The organism is Pseudomonas poae, assembly GCA_028869255.1.
Classification (GTDB): Bacteria; Pseudomonadota; Gammaproteobacteria; order Pseudomonadales; family Pseudomonadaceae; genus Aquipseudomonas; species Aquipseudomonas poae_C.
The window spans coordinates 633,885-652,014 of sequence record CP110972.1; the positions used below are offsets into that span (position 1 = coordinate 633,885).

13 protein-coding genes and 2 pseudogenes are annotated in these 18,130 nt (G+C 61.5%); 8 read left to right on the top strand and 7 right to left on the bottom strand.

Features of this window, described 5'->3' with window-relative positions:
• Positions 1 to 29 precede the first annotated feature (29 nt).
• Positions 30 to 1,010 (top strand): OmpA family protein, encoded by a 981-nt coding sequence (locus LRS56_03030; protein ID WDU63543.1) that lies wholly within the window; start codon positions 30 to 32, stop codon positions 1,008 to 1,010.
• Positions 1,011 to 1,069: 59 nt separating this feature from the next.
• Here LRS56_03030 and cobA read toward each other — a convergent pair.
• From cobA to LRS56_03055, 5 genes and pseudogenes are all read right to left on the bottom strand, one after another.
• A pseudogene (gene cobA / locus LRS56_03035) lies at positions 1,070 to 1,814 on the bottom strand (uroporphyrinogen-III C-methyltransferase).
• A 25-nt stretch (positions 1,815 to 1,839) separates the two neighbouring features.
• Positions 1,840 to 3,510, bottom strand: coding sequence for a bifunctional protein-serine/threonine kinase/phosphatase (locus LRS56_03040; GenBank protein WDU63544.1), 1,671 nt, complete (start codon positions 3,508 to 3,510; stop codon positions 1,840 to 1,842).
• A complete protein-coding gene (locus LRS56_03045) occupies positions 3,510 to 4,721 on the bottom strand; it encodes a NarK/NasA family nitrate transporter (protein WDU63545.1) in 1,212 nt (403 codons plus the stop codon). Before LRS56_03045 ends, LRS56_03040 begins: the two co-directional genes overlap by 1 nt.
• A gap of 208 nt (positions 4,722 to 4,929) precedes the next feature.
• Entirely contained in the window at positions 4,930 to 5,505 is a 576-nt protein-coding gene (locus LRS56_03050; protein WDU63546.1) for an ANTAR domain-containing protein, read from the bottom strand.
• A gap of 12 nt (positions 5,506 to 5,517) precedes the next feature.
• Complete coding sequence (locus tag LRS56_03055; GenBank protein WDU63547.1) at positions 5,518 to 6,744, bottom strand: CmpA/NrtA family ABC transporter substrate-binding protein; 1,227 nt, start codon at positions 6,742 to 6,744, stop codon at positions 5,518 to 5,520.
• A 272-nt stretch (positions 6,745 to 7,016) separates the two neighbouring features.
• Here LRS56_03055 and sctC point away from each other — a divergent pair, with 272 nt between their 5' ends.
• From sctC to LRS56_03080, 5 genes are all read left to right on the top strand, one after another.
• Positions 7,017 to 8,456 carry a type III secretion system outer membrane ring subunit SctC gene (gene sctC / locus LRS56_03060; protein WDU63548.1) on the top strand — a complete coding sequence of 480 codons (1,440 nt, stop codon included), beginning with the start codon at positions 7,017 to 7,019 and terminating at the stop codon, positions 8,454 to 8,456.
• 15 nt (positions 8,457 to 8,471) lie between these two features.
• On the top strand, positions 8,472 to 8,696 hold the full coding sequence (locus LRS56_03065) for a FliM/FliN family flagellar motor switch protein (protein ID WDU63549.1): 225 nt from the start codon (positions 8,472 to 8,474) through the stop codon (positions 8,694 to 8,696).
• A 156-nt stretch (positions 8,697 to 8,852) separates the two neighbouring features.
• A complete protein-coding gene (locus LRS56_03070; GenBank protein WDU63550.1) occupies positions 8,853 to 9,284 on the top strand; it encodes a winged helix-turn-helix domain-containing protein in 432 nt (143 codons plus the stop codon).
• Positions 9,277 to 9,738 carry a transglycosylase SLT domain-containing protein gene (locus tag LRS56_03075; GenBank protein ID WDU63551.1) on the top strand — a complete coding sequence of 154 codons (462 nt, stop codon included), beginning with the start codon at positions 9,277 to 9,279 and terminating at the stop codon, positions 9,736 to 9,738. The genes LRS56_03070 and LRS56_03075 overlap by 8 nt, the downstream gene beginning before the upstream one ends.
• 85 nt (positions 9,739 to 9,823) lie before the next feature.
• On the top strand, positions 9,824 to 10,852 hold the full coding sequence (locus LRS56_03080; GenBank protein ID WDU63552.1) for a quinone-dependent dihydroorotate dehydrogenase: 1,029 nt from the start codon (positions 9,824 to 9,826) through the stop codon (positions 10,850 to 10,852).
• Between the two features lie 122 nt (positions 10,853 to 10,974).
• On the opposite strand, the gene LRS56_03085 is transcribed toward LRS56_03080, so the two are convergent.
• Positions 10,975 to 11,190, bottom strand: coding sequence for a ribosome modulation factor (locus LRS56_03085; protein WDU63553.1), 216 nt, complete (start codon positions 11,188 to 11,190; stop codon positions 10,975 to 10,977).
• Positions 11,191 to 11,723: 533 nt separating this feature from the next.
• Here LRS56_03085 and rlmKL point away from each other — a divergent pair.
• Both rlmKL and LRS56_03095 read left to right on the top strand, forming a co-directional pair.
• Positions 11,724 to 13,988: a bifunctional 23S rRNA (guanine(2069)-N(7))-methyltransferase RlmK/23S rRNA (guanine(2445)-N(2))-methyltransferase RlmL gene (gene rlmKL, locus LRS56_03090; protein ID WDU63554.1), complete on the top strand. Its 2,265-nt coding sequence runs from the start codon at positions 11,724 to 11,726 to the stop codon at positions 13,986 to 13,988.
• 140 nt (positions 13,989 to 14,128) lie between these two features.
• Positions 14,129 to 16,567: a diguanylate cyclase gene (locus tag LRS56_03095; protein ID WDU63555.1), complete on the top strand. Its 2,439-nt coding sequence runs from the start codon at positions 14,129 to 14,131 to the stop codon at positions 16,565 to 16,567.
• A 37-nt stretch (positions 16,568 to 16,604) separates the two neighbouring features.
• Here LRS56_03095 and dacB read toward each other — a convergent pair.
• A pseudogene (dacB, locus tag LRS56_03100) lies at positions 16,605 to 18,064 on the bottom strand (D-alanyl-D-alanine carboxypeptidase/D-alanyl-D-alanine-endopeptidase).
• Positions 18,065 to 18,130: the final 66 nt, after the last annotated feature.

The window sequence follows — 18,130 nt, forward strand, 5'->3', positions numbered from 1 at the left end:
TTTACAATCACCAGATGGGGATTTAACGGATGAAACTGAAAAACACCTTGGGCTTGGCCATTGGTTCTCTTATTGCCGCTACTTCTTTCGGCGTTCTGGCACAAGGCCAAGGCGCAGTTGAAGGCGAGCTGTTCTACAAGAAGCAGTACAACGATAGCGTCAAGCACATCGAAGACGGCTTCAACCCAGGCGCTCGCATTGGTTACTTCCTGACCGACGACCTGTCGTTGAACCTGTCCTATGACAAAACCAACCACACCCGTTCGAACGACGGTACTGGCAACCAGAAGATCAAAGGTGACACTGGCAGCCTGACTGCTCAGTACCACTTCGGTCAGGCTGGCGTTGATAGCCTGCGTCCATACGTTGAAGGCGGTTTCGGCCACCAGAGCCGTACCAACGTTCAGGCTGACGGCCACAGCGGTCGCGATCAGTCGACCCTGGCTATCGCTGGCGCTGGCGTGAAGTACTACTTCACCAACAACCTGTACGCTCGTGCTGGTGTTGAAGCTGACTACGCAATCGACAACGGCAAGTGGGACTACTCCGCACTGGTCGGCCTGGGTGTGAACTTCGGCGGTAACGCTGGCGCAGTAGCTCCAGCTCCTACCCCAGCACCAGCTCCAGAGCCAACTCCAGAGCCAGAAGCTCCAGTTGCTCAGGTTGTTCGTGTTGAGCTGGACGTTAAGTTCGACTTCGACAAGTCGGTTGTTAAGCCTAACAGCTACGGCGACGTGAAAAACCTGGCCGACTTCATGGCTCAGTACCCAGCTACCAACGTAGAAGTTGCTGGTCACACTGACTCCGTAGGTCCAGACGCTTACAACCAGAAGCTGTCCCAGCGTCGTGCTGACGCTGTTAAGCAAGTCCTGGTTAAAGACGGCGTTCAGCCTAGCCGCATCACCGCAGTAGGTTACGGCGAATCCCGCCCAGTTGCTGACAACGCAACTGAAGCAGGTCGTGCTGTTAACCGTCGCGTAGAAGCGTCGGTTGAAGCTCAAGCTCAGTAATTACTGAGTGGTAGAAAAAGCCCGGCTTAGGCCGGGCTTTTTTTTGCCTGCGGTTTGTATCAGGCGCTGGCCGCCGAGGCGATGCAGGCGGCTTGCCCGCTGGCGGCCACCGCTGCCGATCACCAGGATCGCCGGGCTTTTCAGGGCGAATGCCTGGGCATCCTCATGCATCCGTGACAGCTCGCTGCGGCACTCGCGTTGCTGAGGCAGCGACGCATTTTCGATCATCGCCACCGGCATATCCGCAGCCATCCCGGCCTCCAGTAGTTGCTGGCGGATTTCCTCCAGCTTCGCCACGCCCATGTACACCACCAATGTTGTCCCGCCCTCAGCCAGTGCTCGCCAGTTAAGGCGGCTGTCGTCTTGGGTATGAGCCGTGACCAGGGTGACGCCACGGCTGACACCGCGCAAAGTCAGCGGAATGTCGCAATTCGTCGCACCAGCCAACCCCGCCGTGATCCCGTTGACCAACTCAACCTCGACTCCTCGTTGGCGCAACCATATGGCCTCCTCACCACCTCGGCCAAAGATGCACGGATCGCCACCTTTGAGCCGCACCACGCACTTGCCCTGACGTGCGTACCGCAGCATCAGGCGATGGATGAAATCCTGTGGTGTCGAACGGCAACCGCCACGTTTACCGACGGTGATCACCCGCGCATCCAGGCAATGTTCCAGTACCGCCGGGTTGACCAAGTCATCGATCATTACCACATCGGCTTCGTTCATGGCCCGCACAGCCTTGAGGGTCAACAGCTCCGGGTCTCCGGGGCCTGCGCCCACCAGCCAGACTTTTGCATTCATGGGGGTTCCCTCGTGTCGAAGTAGGTCAGCTGTGAAAAAGTGAATAAAGCAGCACTAGATTGATCAGCATCGAAAGCAGGGCCAAGGTTCGCCAGACCTTCAACGGCTCGCGCTCCAGCAATGGCCTGGGGCGAATGCTCAGCTCTCGCCGGTCAGCCTGTTCCAGCACCAGCAGCCATTCCTCGGCAGTCTCGAAGCGCTGCGCCGGCTGGGCGGCCACGGCTCGTTCCAGACTGAGCGGCAACCAATCCGGCAGGTCGGGGCGATAACGGCTGGCACTGATGGGCTGGTTGAACCTGGGCCGTTGGAAGGCTTCGATTTCACCGTAGGGGTAATGCCCGGTCAGCAGGTAATACAGGGTCACGCCCGCGCTGTACAAATCCTGCTGGGCTGTAGGGCGCTCACCACTGAATGCCTCGGGGGCAATAAAGCTCGGCGTGCCGGGCAGCACGTGTGCGCGGTCCTCCGAGAGACCCGGGCAGTACGCCAGGCCGAAATCCAGCACGCGCAGTTCAGCGTCGTCCCCCAGCAGCAGGTTTTCCGGTTTGATGTCGCGGTGCAGGATCTGCCGTCGGTGCAGCATGCCCACCGCCCGCAGCAAGCGTTCGGCCACCGACTGCCATTGCGCCAGGGGCAATGGGCCTTGTTGCTGGAATAATTCGGCCAGGGTTTTTCCCGGGTATTCGCGCATCACATAGTACAAATGCTGACGCCCGCTGGCGGCATGCACTTCAGGAAACGCCCGCCCGGCCACGCGCCGCAAAAACCATTCCTCGGACAACAATGCCTGTCCCGCATCGCCGTCATCGTCGCGGCTCAGCGGCAGGGTTTTCAGCAGCCAGGGTTGCTGTTGGGCATCGCGTACCCGGTACAGCAATGACTGTCGACTGTGCGCCAGCACGGTTTCCACCTGCCAGCCTTCAAAGTGTTGCCCGGCCTTCAACGGCGGCGGCAGCGGCCATTGCTGCAACTGCACCAGCGCGTCGCCCAGGGTGGCTGCGCCGAGTGTATCGACGCGCACCAGCAAGGCGCTGGCATTGTCCTGGCTGCCCGCCAGGTGCGCGGCAGTCACCAGGGTGTTGACTGCCAGATCCAGGTCAACCTGCTCTCGCAGGATGGCGCTGATGCTGTGATCGCCAAGGGTCGCCCACACGCCATCACTGAGCAGCAGGAAACACTCGCCCTCGCGCAACTGGCCATCCAGAAAATCCAGCACCAGGTGTTGATCCAGCCCGAGTGCACGCTTGAGCACATGCTGCATCCCCGGCTGTTCCCATACGTGATCCTCGCTGATGCGCTGCAACTCACCGTCCAGCCAGCGATACGCCCGGCAATCGCCGACATGGGCCAGGGTGAACCGCTGGCCGCGAAACACCAGGGCACTGAGGGTCGTAAGCAACGGCTGGCCACCGCCATTGGCCTGCAGCCAGCGATTCTGCGCGAGCAGCAAGCGCTCCAGCGCCTGGGCCACGCCCCAGGTTTGCGGCGTGGCGTAGTAATCCAGGGCCAGGGCCTGCAAGGTCGAGCGTGCGGCCAGGCCACCGTCGGCACATTGGCTCACGCCGTCGGCCATGGCGCACAGGTAGCCTTTGCTCGCCGCCAGTTCCGCGACGGGGGTGACCACGCGCACGGCGTCTTGGTTTTCCGCGCGTGGGCCGATGGCGCTGGCTTGGGCGACGCTCAGTTGCAGGCTCATCAGACGCGTGCGGCAGTCACAGCGGCCGAACCCCAAGTGGTTCTCCAGCGACGTTTGACGCCGTGCAGCCCGAACCAGGCCAACACGCCCAGGCTGGCGAACAACCACAGGGCCAGCTGATAGCTGCCGGTGCTTTGTTTGATTGCACCCATGCCCGCTGCCAGGGCGAAACCGCCGATGCCGCCGGCCATGCCGATCAGGCCGGTCATCACGCCGATTTCGCGACGGAAACGCTGGGGCACCAATTGAAACACTGCGCCATTGCCGGCACCCAGGCCCAGCATGGTGCAGACGAACAACGCCAGTGCCGCATAGGAGCTGGGCAGGTTGAAACCGACTGCGGCGATGCAGATCGCCGCCACGCTGTACATGCCCAGCAGGGTGCGAATCCCGCCAAAGCGGTCGGCCAGGGCCCCGCCCAGTGGGCGCATCAGGCTGCCACCGAACACACAGGCGGCGGTGTAGTAGCCGGCAGTCACCGGGCTCAAGCCGTATTGGTCGTTGAAATAGCCGGGCAGGGCGCTGGCCAGGCCGATAAAGCCGCCGAAGGTCACGCTGTAAAAGAACATGAACCACCAGCTATCGCGGTCGCCCAGGGCCTTGAAGTAGTCGGCCATGGATTTGGCTTTCGGGCGTTCAGGGGCATTGCGGGCCAGCCAGGCAAAGACGATCAGGGTCAGCACCAGTGGAATCAGCGCAAAACCGAACACATTGCTCCAGCCAAACGCGGCCGCCAGCACCGGCGCCAGCAAGGCGGCGAACACGGTGCCCGAGTTGCCGGCGCCGGCAATCCCCATGGCTTTGCCCTGGTGTTCAGCCGGGTACCACTGGGAGGCCAGCGGCAGGGCTACCGCAAAGGACGCACCGGCCATGCCCAGGAACACGCCCAGCAGCAAGGCTTGCTCGTAGCTGTGGATTCCCAGTTTCCAGGCACCGAACAGCGCGACGATCACAATCACTTGGCCGATCAGCCCGGCGGTTTTGGGCGACAGTTTGTCGGCCAGCATGCCCATCAGGAAACGCAGCACCGCACCCGCCAGGATCGGCGTCGCCACCACCAGGCCGCGCTGCTGGGTGGTCAGGTGCAGGTCGGCGGCAATCTGCACCGCCAGCGGGCCCAGGAGGTACCAGACCATAAAGCTCAGGTCGAAATACAGGAACGCGGCAAACAGGGTCGGGGTGTGCCCGGATTTCCAGAAGCTTGATTTCATCACGCACCTCAACGGTTGGGAGTCTTGTAAGAAGGCCTGGTGATGGAACAGCCGGCTAGGGCCGCCCCACCTGCCCCATGAAGGGGCCAAAACGAAAAAACGCCGCCACCGGGTTCGCGAGGGCAAACCGGATGTGCGACGTCTTTGTCGTGGAGGGGCAACCGCCGTTGGCTACCTGTGATGATTCTTTAGCAAGAGCTGAGCCACATCAGCCAAGCAATTCACTCATGGCGATAATCTGCTCCGCCACCTGGATCAGTTTCTGCTGGCGGCTCATGGCCTGGCGGCGCATCAGGGTGTAGGCCTCTTCTTCGTTGCAGTCCTTCATTTTCATCAACATGCCTTTCGCCAGCTCGATGCGCTTGCGCTCGGCCAATTGCTGGTCGCGGGCTTGAAGCTGGGCGCGCAAGGCCTGGTCGCTTTCAAAGCGGGCCATGGCCACGTCAAGGATCGGCTGCAGCCGCTGCGCCTGGATGCCTTCGACGATGTAGGCGCTGACCCCGGATTTGATCGCCTGGCGCATCACGTTCGGGTCGTGTTCGTCGGTAAACATCACGATCGGGCGTGGCTGGTCGCGGCTGACCAGCACCACTTGTTCCATCACATCGCGGCCGGGTGACTCGGTATCGATCAGAATCACGTCCGGGCGCACCGTTTCGACGCGTGCGGGCAGGTCGATGGTCAGCCCGGACTCATCGATCACCTCAAAACCGGCTTCGATCAGCGCCGCCCTGAGCCGGCCGACCTTGCGCGGGGTGTCGTTGATCAACAGGATTCGCAGCATAGAGTTCTCCTGTCAGCGCAAGGCTTGGCGGGTGGCCGGGTCGGCGATGGCATGCAGGCGGAAGCTGCGGGCATAACCGGCGGGGTCGGAACCGTCCCAGATCTTGCCGTCGATCAGTTGGCTGCTGCGCATGTCCTGGCCATTGTCGGTGATGCCCAATGCATCGGCGGCCTGGCGATACAGAGCCAACTGCTGTACCTGACGGGCAACGCCCAGGTAATCCGGGTCTTCGCGCAGCAGGCCCCAGCGCCGGAACTGGGTCATGAACCACATGCCATCGCAGAGGTAGGGCAGGTTGACTGCACCGCCGGCAAAGAAACGCAGGGCGTGAGGGTCCTGCCACTGGTTGCCCAGGCCATCCTCATAGGCCCCGAGCAGGCGCGGTTCGATGCAGTCGAGCGGGGCGTCGAGGTAGTCGCTGCCGCTGAGTAATTGCGCGGTGGAGCGGCGGTTTTCGGTGTTCTGCTCGATAAAACGGCTGGCCTCCAGGATAGCCATCACCAGTACGCGTGCGGTGTTGGGGTACTGGTCGACGAACGCTTGGGTGCAACCGAGCACCTTTTCCGGATGATTCGGCCAGATCGCCTGAGTGGTCGCCAGGGTAAAGCCCTGGTTTTGCTTGACCGCACTGGCACACCAGGGTTCGCCGACGCAAAAGCCATCGATGCGCCCGGCCTGCAGGTGCGCAACCATTTGCGGCGGGGGCACCACTACGCTGTCCACATCCTGCAAGGGATGAATACCTTGGCTTGCGAGCCAGTAATACAGCCACATGGCATGGGTGCCTGTAGGAAAGGTCTGGGCGAAGGTCAGTTTTGTTCGACTTTGGTGCACGTGCCGGTCCAGCGCCTCAGGAGTGGTCACTCCTTGCGCTTGCAGCCCGTGAGACAGGTTGATGCTCTGGCCATTCTGGTTCAGCCCCATCAGCACGGCCATGTCGGTGGGCGCGACGCCGCCGATGCCCAGGTGCACGGCATAGATCAGCCCATACAGGCTGTGGGCGGCATCCAGCTCGCCGCTGACCAGCTTGTCTCGCAGGTTGGCCCATGAGGATTGGCGCTTGAGGTTCAAGGTCAGCCCATAGGGTTGAGCGAAGCCCTGAGTGGCGGCCACCACCAGCGACGCGCAATCGCTCAAGGCCATGAACCCCAGGTCCAGGCTGCTTTTTTCCGGGGCATCACTGCCGTTGACCCAGGCCAACGGGTCATTTACCGGGCTGTTGCCAACCGAATCGTTCATCAAGACCTACCTTTTCTTTCAAAAAAAAGCGCCGTTCCTTCAGATGGCGATACAAGCCATTGCAGGTAACGACGCCTTTGTCCGTAAGCGCGCTCCGCCGTTGGTGCGCGCTTTGATACAGAGTCCATAGCAAGGCACATGCCACGGGCTGATGGCGCGGGCGGCCGTCAACTTTCCATCAAGATTGAAAACGGCCTGCCTTTCAGTATGGCCGCCTCTCTGTGCCAGGCCATTCAGGAAAACCCAAGGTGTACGCGGAATTTTGCGCAACGATGCCCCGTCTCCGACTTTGTCGCTGGCTGCTGTTTACCGTGCTGATGTCGGGCACTGTGCTTGCTTGGGGCGAAAGCTATCAAGCCCGGGATGAAAGCCTGCATACCCTGTTTACCGCACTGTCTGTGCCGTTGGGGGTACCAATCGTGGTCAGCCGCGAGGTGGCGCGCACACGCGTCAGCGGAGTATTTGATTTGGCAACGCCACAACAGACCCTGGAGGCACTTGCACAGCAGCAGGGCCTGATCTGGTACAGCGATGGGCAGGTGCTCCACGTTTATAACGCCGGCGAAGCAAAAAGCTCGGCGGTGGCGTTGCGGCATATTTCCATCGACCGGCTGCGTGCCCTCATGCGCCGCTCGGGGCTTGATGAGTCGCGCTACCCCCTGCGTGAAAGCGGGGCGCGGACATTCTATGTGTCCGGCCCACCGAACTATGTAGACCAGGTGCTTCGGCTGACCCAACTGATGGACCGGCAACGGGCAGACTTGCGCGTGGGCGCGCAGGCTTTTGCGGTGGTTCAGGTACTTAACACCCCGGTGGCTGACCGCCAATACGGCAGCCGCGACAGCCCGGTCACGGTACCGGGGATGGCGTCGATGATCGAAACCCTGCTGGCCCGCGAGCAGAAGGGCCCCTTGGCCGACAGAAACCTTGGGGTGATCGCCTTCCCGGATGCCAACAGCCTGCTGATCAAGGGCAAGCCGGAACAGTTGAGCCTCATCCAGAAATTGGTAGCGGAGCTGGACCTGCCCAAGCGAGCGGTCGAGATCTCGCTGTGGCTGGTCGACGTGGACCGTGACGAACTGAAGGCGCTGGGCCTGGGCGGCGGCGAAAGCACCGAAGCCTCGACCACTCGGATCATGGAGCCCCAGGACGATAACCGCTTGATGGCGCAAATCGCGCTGCTTGAGCGTCGACGGCGGGCCAGTGTGGTGACGTTACCGGTGATCCTCACCGAGGAAAATGTGCCGGCGGTATTCCAGGACAACCACACCTTCTATCTACCGGCCCCCGGGAGCGATGACGCCGACTGGAAGCCCGTACGTTATGGCACCCAGGTCAGTGTATTGCCGCGTTTTGTCGAGGCTAACCAGATCGAGATGCGCCTGGATCTCGAGGATGGTCGCCAGGCCATTGAAGAGGGACGACGCACCCGCCCCACTGCGGTCGGGCGGGTGGGTGTCGGCAGTGTTGTTCGCGTGCCGCAGGGCAAGCGCTTATGGCTGGGTGCGTTTCGACGCGAAGCGACCGAGCAAAGGCGTAGCTCGGCGCCGGGTCGCTGGGCCCCAGTGCGCTTGTTTGTCATTCAGGCGCGAGCCGTGGGCCACGAATTCAAGGCTGTGGCGGGGGGCGTCGGGCCTCCGCCGTTGACTGCGGCGCAATACGAGCGTGTGCAGCGTGCGTTTGCGGGGCCGGGTCGTGATCTTTCCCTGTGAAAAAGGCGTTACACCATGCATCTGGAAATTCTGCTACAGGAACAATTGGTCAGCCGCAGGCGCCTCGCGGCTTTTGCGCCAGGCAAGGTATTGCCTTTGGCCCCTGAAGCCATTCACTGCGTGGAAGTACGGGTAAACGGGCAGTTGTTTGCGTTGGGCGAACTGGTGCAGTTGGAGGACCGTTTAGGGGTTGAACTGCTTGAGGTTTATCAGGCGTGGACGCCTGTCGAGACTGAGTAGAGGAAAGTCCTACGTTGTGGTTCTTCAAGTCGCAGGATGTATGGGATTTTCCCTGGCGTGAGCGGGAAGACGGGTTTTTATAGTTGGAGGCATGGGCGCATAAGCCATTACTGGAAATAAGGATTTCAATGTCAGTCGTCGGATACCGAGGTGCGTATGCTCGTCGTAAATAATCAATTGACGACACCTGCTCTGGTTTTTGCGCGCTGGACTCTGCACGGCGACGGTCGTCTGACCAGCGAGAATTCGGATGTTCAGCTGCCGCCCAAGGAGTGGCATGTGTTGCGGCTGCTGCTGGCTTGCGGCGGTACGCTGATGACCAAGGATCGCCTGCTGGAGCTGGCGTGGCCCCAGGGTGAGGCCTCGGAAGAGTCGCTGACCCGCTGCATTTACTCACTGCGCAAATACCTTGGCGCGGACAAAGTGTTTATCAAGACGATCTACGGGCAGGGCTATCGGTTTACATGCCCGGTGAAGGCGGATGAAGGGTATGCAACGGCGGGTGTGGCGCAAGTGGGGCGCGTGTGTTCGGTCTGCGGCCAGGTCCGCCATGCGCCGGTAAAGCGTGATCAGGTAGAACATGGCTAAGTTCTGGAGCAAGGGCGTGTTGCTGGGCCTATTGATGAGTTGCCATCAGGCGCAGGCCAATTGTTGGGTGGAGACCGCCAGCCGCTATGACATCGAGCCAGAGCTGTTGCAGGCAATTGCTGAAGTGGAGTCGGGTTTGCGTGCGGATGCGATCAACCCTGCCAACAGCAATGGCACCCGAGACATCGGGTTGATGCAGATCAACAGCATGCACTTACCCCGCTTGCTCAAGCAGGGTATTACCGAGGAGCGCCTGTTGAGTGAGCCTTGCCTGTCGGTGGAGGTCGGGGCTTCGATTCTCGCCGAGTTCATCCAGCGCTTTGGCTACAACTGGACGGCAGTGGGTTCCTACAACGTCGGCGTGGGTGATGGGCCACAGCGCGAGGCATTGCGTATGCGCTATGCAGAAAAAATCTGGTCGCGGTATGAGGCCCTGGTCATGCAACGTCATTGATGTTTGCACGGCACGCCTCGCACGCGCCCCGTCACCCCGGCTATAATCGGCGCCACCTTTCGCCGCCTCCGAGTCTAGCCCGCCCATGTATACCCTGGCCCGCCAGCTGTTGTTCAAACTCTCCCCGGAAACCTCCCACGATCTGTCCCTGGACCTGATCGGTGCCGGTGGCCGCCTGGGGCTCAATGGCCTGGTATGCAAGGCACCGGCGAAAATGCCGGTATCGGTGATGGGGTTGGACTTCCCCAACCCGGTCGGGCTGGCAGCCGGCCTGGACAAGAACGGCGCGGCCATCGACGGCTTTGCGCAACTGGGTTTCGGGTTTGTCGAAATCGGCACCGTGACTCCACGGCCGCAGCCGGGCAACCCCAAGCCGCGGATCTTCCGTTTGCCGGAAGCCGAGGCGATCATCAACCGCATGGGCTTCAACAACCTGGGCGTCGATCACTTGCTGTCGCGGGTTCAGGCGGCGAAGTACAAGGGCATCCTGGGGATCAATATCGGCAAGAACTTCGACACGCCGGTAGAGCGCGCTGTCGATGATTACCTGATCTGCCTGGACAAGGTTTACGCCCACGCCAGCTATGTCACCGTCAACGTCAGCTCGCCTAATACACCCGGCCTGCGCAGCCTGCAGTTCGGCGACTCCCTCAAGCAGTTGCTCGAAGCCTTGCGCCAGCGCCAGGAAGACCTGGCCGTGCGTCACGGCAAGCGCGTGCCGTTGGCGATCAAGATTGCCCCGGACATGACCGATGAAGAAACCGTGCTGGTCGCCCAGGCCCTGGTGGACTCGGGCATGGACGCCGTAATCGCGACCAATACCACCCTCAGCCGTGTCGGTGTTGAAGGCCTGGCCCATGGTGATGAGGCCGGCGGCCTCTCAGGTGCCCCGGTGCGCGACAAGAGCACCCATATCGTCAAGGTGCTGGCCGCCGAGCTGGCCGGGCGTTTGCCGATCATTGCGGTGGGCGGCATCACTGAAGGCAAGCATGCCGCCGAGAAGATCGCCGCGGGTGCCAGCCTCGTACAGTTGTACTCAGGCTTTATCTATAAGGGCCCGACGCTGATTCGCCAGTCGGTGGATGCCATTGCTGCACTGGCGAAGAAAGCCTGACGCTCAGCCAATAAAAAGGGCTCCTTAAAAGGAGCCCCTGGGCCGAAGCCCGCCGCCTGGATAGGGCGTGCGTGGTTAAGTCGTTACATATTCGTGGTGGTGTCGGATTTAAATGCCCTTGATTAGCCGACGGCGTGAAGTTCGTTGAGTCTGTGGATTCCCGCAGTGCCAGTCATACCGTCCCAGTTGTCGCCGCGTCCTTCTCGCCAGCCGTTGATCCAGGCTTGGCGTACCGACGGTAGAGTAAATGGGCAAAGCTCACGGGATTTGCCATGAACGCCATATTGATATCCGCGTAAAAATGCTCTTTCCAACGGATCACGCTTAAGTCTTCTCATAGGGTGTTTCCCTCACTTGTTGACTGTCTTGATATCCTTCGGCCTCGTCTGAGGCCGGGCAGAGTTTTTCTGCCGTTGGTGGGCTCGCTGCCGGCGTGGCGAGCCTAGGTGTCGGCGTCGTTACGGCGCCAACCTGTGTTGAGTTCTAACCAATAGGTCACATGGATTCAATGATCGTTTTGTCATAAGCACGTAACGATAACGATGCTATAGCCATAAGCTGGGATGGCTTTTCGCCCCATTTATTAGGCAAAGCCAGCTATGATGCACCCTGCACAGAGGATGGGTTTAATCCTTTAGTGAGAATGCCCGCCCGTTGCAGTCGGTTATTATTCGACGAAGGGTCGGAATATTTCTTTTTGTTGCATCAAAATTATTGATCTGCCCCGTCAATCAAGGCCCAAAGGCCCGGCAGGCGGGGTGGGACGGCACATTCGTGCCACGCGGGCACTCTTCAAGAAAAGTGCTTGATTGAAAACCGAACCGGTGATGCGTCGCCCGTTCATTTATTGCTGAAAAGCCTGGAATGCCCCATGTCGGACCGTTTTGAACTCTTCCTCACCTGCCCCAAGGGCCTCGAAGGCCTGCTGATCGAGGAAGCCGTCGGGCTTGGCCTTGAGGAAGCCCGCGAGCACACCTCGGCCGTGCGCGGCATGGCCGACATGGAAACCGCCTACCGCCTGTGCCTCTGGTCACGTCTCGCCAACCGCGTGCTGCTGGTGCTCAAGCGCTTCCCGATGAAGGACGCCGAAGATCTCTACCACGGCGTACTGGATATCGAATGGGCCGACCACATGGTCCCGGACGGCACCTTGGCGGTGGAGTTCAGCGGCCACGGCTCGGGCATCGACAACACCCACTTCGGCGCGCTGAAGGTCAAGGATGCGATCGTCGACAAGCTGCGCACCCCGACCGGCGAGCGCCCGTCCATCGACAAGATCAACCCGGACCTGCGCATTCACCTGCGCCTGGACCGTGGCGAAGCCATCCTGTCGCTCGACCTCTCCGGCCATAGCCTGCACCAGCGCGGCTACCGCCTGCAGCAGGGCGCCGCACCGTTGAAGGAAAACCTCGCGGCCGCGATCCTGATCCGCTCCGGCTGGCCGCGCATTGCGGCCGAAGGCGGCGCGCTGACGGACCCGATGTGCGGCGTGGGCACCTTCCTGGTGGAAGGCGCGATGATCGCTGCCGACATGGCCCCCAACCTGAATCGCGAGCTGTGGGGTTTCACCACCTGGCTCGGTCACGTCCCGGCGCTGTGGAAGAAACTGCACACCGAGGCCAGCGAACGTGCCGCCATCGGCATGAACAAGCCGCCCCTGTGGGTGCGTGGCTATGAAGCCGACCCACGCCTGATTCAGCCCGCACGCAACAACATCGAGCGCGCCGGCCTGAGCCACTGGATCAAGGTGTACCAGGGCGAAGTCGGTACCTTCGAGCCGCGCCCGGACCAGAACCAGAAGGGCCTGGTGATCTGCAACCCACCCTACGGCGAACGCCTGGGTGACGAAGCCAGCCTGTTGTACCTCTACCAGAACCTCGGGGAGCGTCTGCGCCAGGCGTGCATGGGCTGGGAAGCGGCGGTGTTCACCGGCGCGCCGGACCTGGGCAAGCGTATGGGCATCCGCAGCCACAAACAGTATTCGTTTTGGAACGGCGCCTTGCCGTGCAAATTGCTGCTGATCAAGGTCAACCCGGACCAGTTCGTCACCGGCGAGCGCCGTACCCCGGAGCAGCGCCAGGCCGAGCGTGAGCAAGCCGCTTACGACCAGGCCCCGGCCGAGCCGCAAGAGCGCCAGTACAACAAGAATGGCAACCCGATCAAGCCGGCCCCGGCTCCCGTGGTCGAGCAGGCGCGCCTGAGCGAGGGCGGGCAGATGTTCGCCAACCGCCTGCAGAAGAACCTCAAGCAACTGGGCAAGTGGGCCAAGCGTGAAGGCGTGGATTGCTACCGGGTGTACGACGCCGATATGCCGGAATACTCCATGGCCATCGACCTGTACCACGATTGGGTCCACGTACAGGAATATGCCGCGCCAAAATCCATCGATCCGGAGAAAGCCTCCGCCCGTATGTTCGATGCGCTGGCGGCCATTCCCCAGGCGTTGAACATCGACAAGAGCCGCGTGGTGGTCAAGCGTCGCGAGCGTCAGAGCGGCACCAAGCAATACGAGCGCCAGAGCGCCCAGGGCAAGTTCACCGAGGTCAGCGAAGGCGGCGTGAAGCTGCTGGTCAACCTAACCGATTACCTGGACACCGGCCTGTTCCTCGACCACCGCCCGATGCGCATGCGCATCCAGAAAGAAGCGGCCGGCAAGCGTTTCCTCAACCTGTATTGCTACACCGCCACCGCCAGCGTGCACGCAGCCAAGGGCGGCGCACGCAGTACCACCAGCGTCGACCTGTCCAAGACCTACCTGGACTGGGCCCGTCGCAACTTCTCGCTCAACGGCTTCTCCGACAAGAACCGCCTGGAGCAGGGTGATGTGATGGCCTGGCTGGAGGCTAGCCGCGATGAATTCGACCTGATCTTCATCGACCCGCCGACCTTCTCCAACTCCAAACGCATGGAAGGCATCTTCGACGTGCAGCGCGACCACGTGCAGTTGCTCGACCTGGCCATGGCGCGCCTGGCACCAGGCGGCGTGCTGTACTTCTCGAACAACTTCCGCAAGTTCGTGCTGGAGGACAACCTCAGCCAGCGCTATGCGGTCGAGGAGATCAGCGACAAGACCCTGGACCCGGATTTTGCGCGTAACGCCAAGATCCACCGGGCATGGAAAATCACCGCCCGCTGATCGCTGTATCAAAAAAGCCGCAAGCCCGGATTATTCCGGTCTTGCGGCTTTTTTACGCTGGTCAAACACCCGCCTCATGGCTATAACTTAACGCCTAGCCAAAGTGACACCCCCGCACACTGGCGATGTGAGTGTTGCCTATGCCGTTGCAAGCCGTCCGCCCGAAAATCCTAGGCTTTATCAGTGAACAGGCGTCGGCTTGGCTGGTGGCATTGGTGGTGTTATTGGCCGGCAGTGCCCTGACGGCGATCGTGGCCTGGGCCGCCTCCGACCTCTATCAGCAACAGGTGCGTCAACGCTTTCAGTTGCTGGTCAATGAGCGTTATACCCGCCTGCAGGAACGCTTCGAGGATCAGGAGCAACGCCTGAACAGCCTGCGGCGTTTCTTCGCCAATTCCGATGATGTGTCCCGCGAAGAGTTCGACGGTTTTGCGCAGCCCTTGTTGTTGCGCACCCGTGCCTACTCCTGGGCGCCCCGGATATTTCGCGAGCAACGCAGCCAGTTTGAACACCATGTGTCTGCCCTGCGCGGTACCCCCTACGTTATCCGTGAATTGAATTCCTCCGGCGAACTGGCCCCGGCGCCCGAGCGCGATGAGTACGTGCCGGTGCTCTACAGCCAGACCCAAAGCTTGCTGGGCTCACCGCTGGGTTTTGACCTGCTGGCCCAGCCCCTGCGGCGCTCGGCTCTTGAGCGTGCGCAAAAGAGCGGCAAGCTGGCGGTGTCCCAGCCCTTGCAGCTGGTGGGTGTGGAGCCGGCCTACGCCACCGGCGTATTACTGGTGGCGCCGGTGAGTAACCCGCCCACTTCCGGGCAGTCCCAGCATGAGCCTTACGGCTATGTAATGGCGGTGATCAGCATGCGCCAACTGATGGCTGACGGTTTGCCCAAGCCGGAACGGGACAATCTGGTGACGCAGATTGTCGATACCTCCGATCTGCAAAAGCGGGTGCTCTTCGAGTCCGGCAACGCTGTGGGCGAGGATGATCTGTCAGGCGCACGCCGCCTCACCCTGGGCGACCATGTGTACACCTTGAACCTACGTCCGAGCCGAGTGTTTGACCAGGCTAACCATTCCTCGCTAGGCACCATCGTGAGCATGGGCGGTTTGCTCAGCCTGCTGCTCAGCGCCTTATTGTATGTGCTGGTGAGCCAGCGCCAGCGCGCATTGAAGCTGGTGGAGCAGCGTACCGTGCAACTGCGCCAGCGCGAGCAGGAACTGCGCGGTGCTCATGGCCAATTGCGCAGTGTGTTGAATGCCGCCACCCACGTCGCGATCATTGCGACCGACCTGCGCGGGGTCATCAATACCTTCAACGCCGGTGCCGAGCGGATGCTGGGGTTCAAGCCTGAGCAGGTAGTGGGCAAGTTAACCCTGGAAAGCCTGCACCTGGCGACGGAGCTGGAAGCACGCTCCGCCAGCCTGAGCGTGGCGTTGGGCAAGCGCATCCCCGCCAGCCAGGCGATGCTGGTGGAAAGCCCCGACAACCTGCACGAAGCGCGTGAATGGAACCTGATCCGCCAGGACCGCAGCCAATTGACCGTGAATATGCTGGCCACCGTGTTGCTGGATGACCATGGTTTGTGGATCGGGCACCTGGCGATCTACCTCGATGTCACCGAGCAGAAACGTGCCTACGAGGCTCTGGCAGCTCGTGACCGTCTGCTCAAGAAACTCAGCTCCCATGTGCCTGGCGGGATCTTCCAATTCACGCGGGAGCCCAAGGATAACTGGCACTTTATCTACGCCAGCGACGGCATGCGCGACATCTATGAAATCGAGCTGGGCGTATTGCAGCAGGATGCGTCGAAGGTCTTCGAGCGCATCCACCCGCAGGATGTGGAGCGGGTGCGTGCCTCGATTCGCTTGTCGGCATTGCAGTTGAGCCATTGGCGCGAGGAGTATCGCGTGTTGTTGCCGCAACGCGGCCTGCGCTGGATTCGCGGCGAGGCCACACCGGAAGAGTTACCGGGCGGCGGTACGTTGTGGCATGGCTACGTGTCGGATATTTCCGATCTGAAACGGGTGGAAGAGGAGCTGCGTGCGCTCTCCATTACCGACTCCCTGACCGGGATTCACAATCGTCGTTACTTCCAGGATCGACTCAAGGCCGAGATGGTGCGGCTCAACCGCGCTTCGGGGGCCTTGTCGGTGATCATGCTGGATGTCGACCACTTCAAGCGCATCAACGACCAGCATGGGCATGCGGTCGGCGACGGGGTGCTGCAAGAGCTGTGCACGCGCATCAGCCAGCGCCTGCGGCGCAGCGACGTGTTTTGCCGCCTGGGCGGTGAGGAGTTTATGGTGCTGTGCCCCAACACTGCCGGCGAGCAGGCTTACAGCCTGGCGATGGAGTTGTGGCAAGCCTTGCGCAGTGCGCCGATGGAGCCGGTGGGCATGGTCACTGCGAGCTTTGGCGTGGCCAGCTGGCGGGTGGACGAGGGCATCGACGGGCTGCTGCTGCGTGCCGACTCGGCCGTTTACGTGGCCAAGCAGGCGGGCAGGGATCGGGTGGAGGCGTGCAGGAACGGGCTTGCCCGCGATAGCGGTGTGTCAGCCACCAGCTACAGCGACTGATATTTTGCCATCGCGGGGCAAGCCCGCTCCCACAGGGTTAAAGCACGGGGGCCGCGGCCGCAAGCTTCGGCTGGCGATACAGGTCCAGCAGCACTTGGTCCAGCACCGACGAAGCGCCCCATGGCTTCGGATCATTGAGGATCGCCACGACCGCCCAGGTGTTGCCGTTGTTGTCGCGGCTGAAACCGGCGATGGCACGCACGGTGTTCAGCGTCCCGGTCTTGACGTGGGCTTCGCCGCGCATGGCGGTGGTCTTCAGGCGTTTGCGCATGGTGCCGTCGGTGCCGGCAATCGGCATCGAGCTGATGTACTCCGCCGCGTAAGGGCTTTTCCACGCCGCTTGCAGCATGGCCGCCATCTCGCGGGCGCTGACGCGTTCGGCACGCGACAAGCCGGAGCCGTTTTCCATCACCAGGTGCGGCGCGGTGATGCCTTTTTCGCCAACCACTGGCGCACCACGCGTTGCGCTGCCTTGGCATCGTCACCATCGGCGTCATTGCGGAACTGCGCGCCCAGGCTCAGGAACAACTGCTGGGCCATGGTGTTGTTACTGTACTTGTTGATGTCACGGATGATTTCCGCCAGGTCCGGCGAAAACGCACGGGCCAGTACCTTGGCATCCTTGGGCACCGACGCCTGAATATCACGGCCCTGGATGGTGCCGCCCAGTTCCTGCCAGATCGCCCGAACGGCGCCGGCGGTGTAGGTGGCGTGGTCAAGCAGTGACAGATACGTCTGCGAACTGCAGCCATCGGCCAATTGGCCGCTGACGGTCACCGTCACACTGCCATCGGCCGCTGTGACCGGGTTGTAGCGCACATCGCCGGTGCACTGCTTGGCGTTGGAGACCTTGACCTGGTTGTCGATGCGGATACTGGCAATCGGTGGCTCGACGGAGACCAGCACCCGGCCCGAATCGTTGCGCGTCACAAAGCGCAAGGCCTTGAGGTTGACCAGCAAGGCGTCGGGCTTGACCAGGAACGGCTTGTTCTCGTCGTTGCCGTCGTCATTGAATTCCGGCAGCTGCGGCTGGTTGAAGAAGCTGCGGTCCAGCACCAGGTCGCCGGTCACTTGCTGCACGCCGTTGGCGCGCAGGTCGCGCATCAGCAGCCAGAGTTTTTCCATGTTCAGCTTGGGGTCGCCGCCACCCTTGAGGTACAGGTTGCCGTGCAACACGCCACCGCTGAGGGTGCCGTCGGTGTAGAACTCGGTTTTCCACTGATGGTTGGGGCCGAGCATTTCCAGGGCCGCGTAGGTGGTAACCAGCTTCATGGTGGAGGCCGGGTTCACCGAAACATCGGCGTTGAACACGGTCGGCGTGCCGGGGCCATTCAGGGGGATCATCACCAGGGACAGCGCAGTGTTTTGCAGCTTGGCTTTGGCGAGTGCCTGCTGAACGTTGGGTGGCAGGGTGTTGTTGACAGGGGCGGCGGTGGCGGAAATAGCCAGTGGCAAAAGAAGACCGGCAAAAAGCACTGAACGTAAAGATTTGATCATAAGGAATAAAACCCTACTGCTGAGAAGGGTGAAAAAGGGCGAGGGGTATGTAGGAAAATCCCTCAT

What these genes read in the sequence shown, in the direction of transcription:
- LRS56_03040 (WDU63544.1), bottom strand. Translation starts at nt 3,510, where the DNA reads ATGAGCCTGCAACTGAGCGTCGCCCAAGCCAGCGCCATCGGCCCACGC.
- LRS56_03080 (WDU63552.1), top strand. Translation starts at nt 9,824, where the DNA reads ATGTATACCCTGGCCCGCCAGCTGTTGTTCAAACTCTCCCCGGAAACC.
- LRS56_03075 (WDU63551.1), top strand. Translation starts at nt 9,277, where the DNA reads ATGGCTAAGTTCTGGAGCAAGGGCGTGTTGCTGGGCCTATTGATGAGT.
- LRS56_03065 (WDU63549.1), top strand. Translation starts at nt 8,472, where the DNA reads ATGCATCTGGAAATTCTGCTACAGGAACAATTGGTCAGCCGCAGGCGC.
- LRS56_03055 (WDU63547.1), bottom strand. Translation starts at nt 6,744, where the DNA reads ATGAACGATTCGGTTGGCAACAGCCCGGTAAATGACCCGTTGGCCTGG.
- LRS56_03045 (WDU63545.1), bottom strand. Translation starts at nt 4,721, where the DNA reads ATGAAATCAAGCTTCTGGAAATCCGGGCACACCCCGACCCTGTTTGCC.
- LRS56_03070 (WDU63550.1), top strand. Translation starts at nt 8,853, where the DNA reads ATGCTCGTCGTAAATAATCAATTGACGACACCTGCTCTGGTTTTTGCG.
- LRS56_03095 (WDU63555.1), top strand. Translation starts at nt 14,129, where the DNA reads ATGCCGTTGCAAGCCGTCCGCCCGAAAATCCTAGGCTTTATCAGTGAA.
- rlmKL (WDU63554.1), top strand. Translation starts at nt 11,724, where the DNA reads ATGTCGGACCGTTTTGAACTCTTCCTCACCTGCCCCAAGGGCCTCGAA.
- LRS56_03050 (WDU63546.1), bottom strand. Translation starts at nt 5,505, where the DNA reads ATGCTGCGAATCCTGTTGATCAACGACACCCCGCGCAAGGTCGGCCGG.
- LRS56_03030 (WDU63543.1), top strand. Translation starts at nt 30, where the DNA reads ATGAAACTGAAAAACACCTTGGGCTTGGCCATTGGTTCTCTTATTGCC.
- sctC (WDU63548.1), top strand. Translation starts at nt 7,017, where the DNA reads ATGCCCCGTCTCCGACTTTGTCGCTGGCTGCTGTTTACCGTGCTGATG.
- LRS56_03085 (WDU63553.1), bottom strand. Translation starts at nt 11,190, where the DNA reads ATGAGAAGACTTAAGCGTGATCCGTTGGAAAGAGCATTTTTACGCGGA.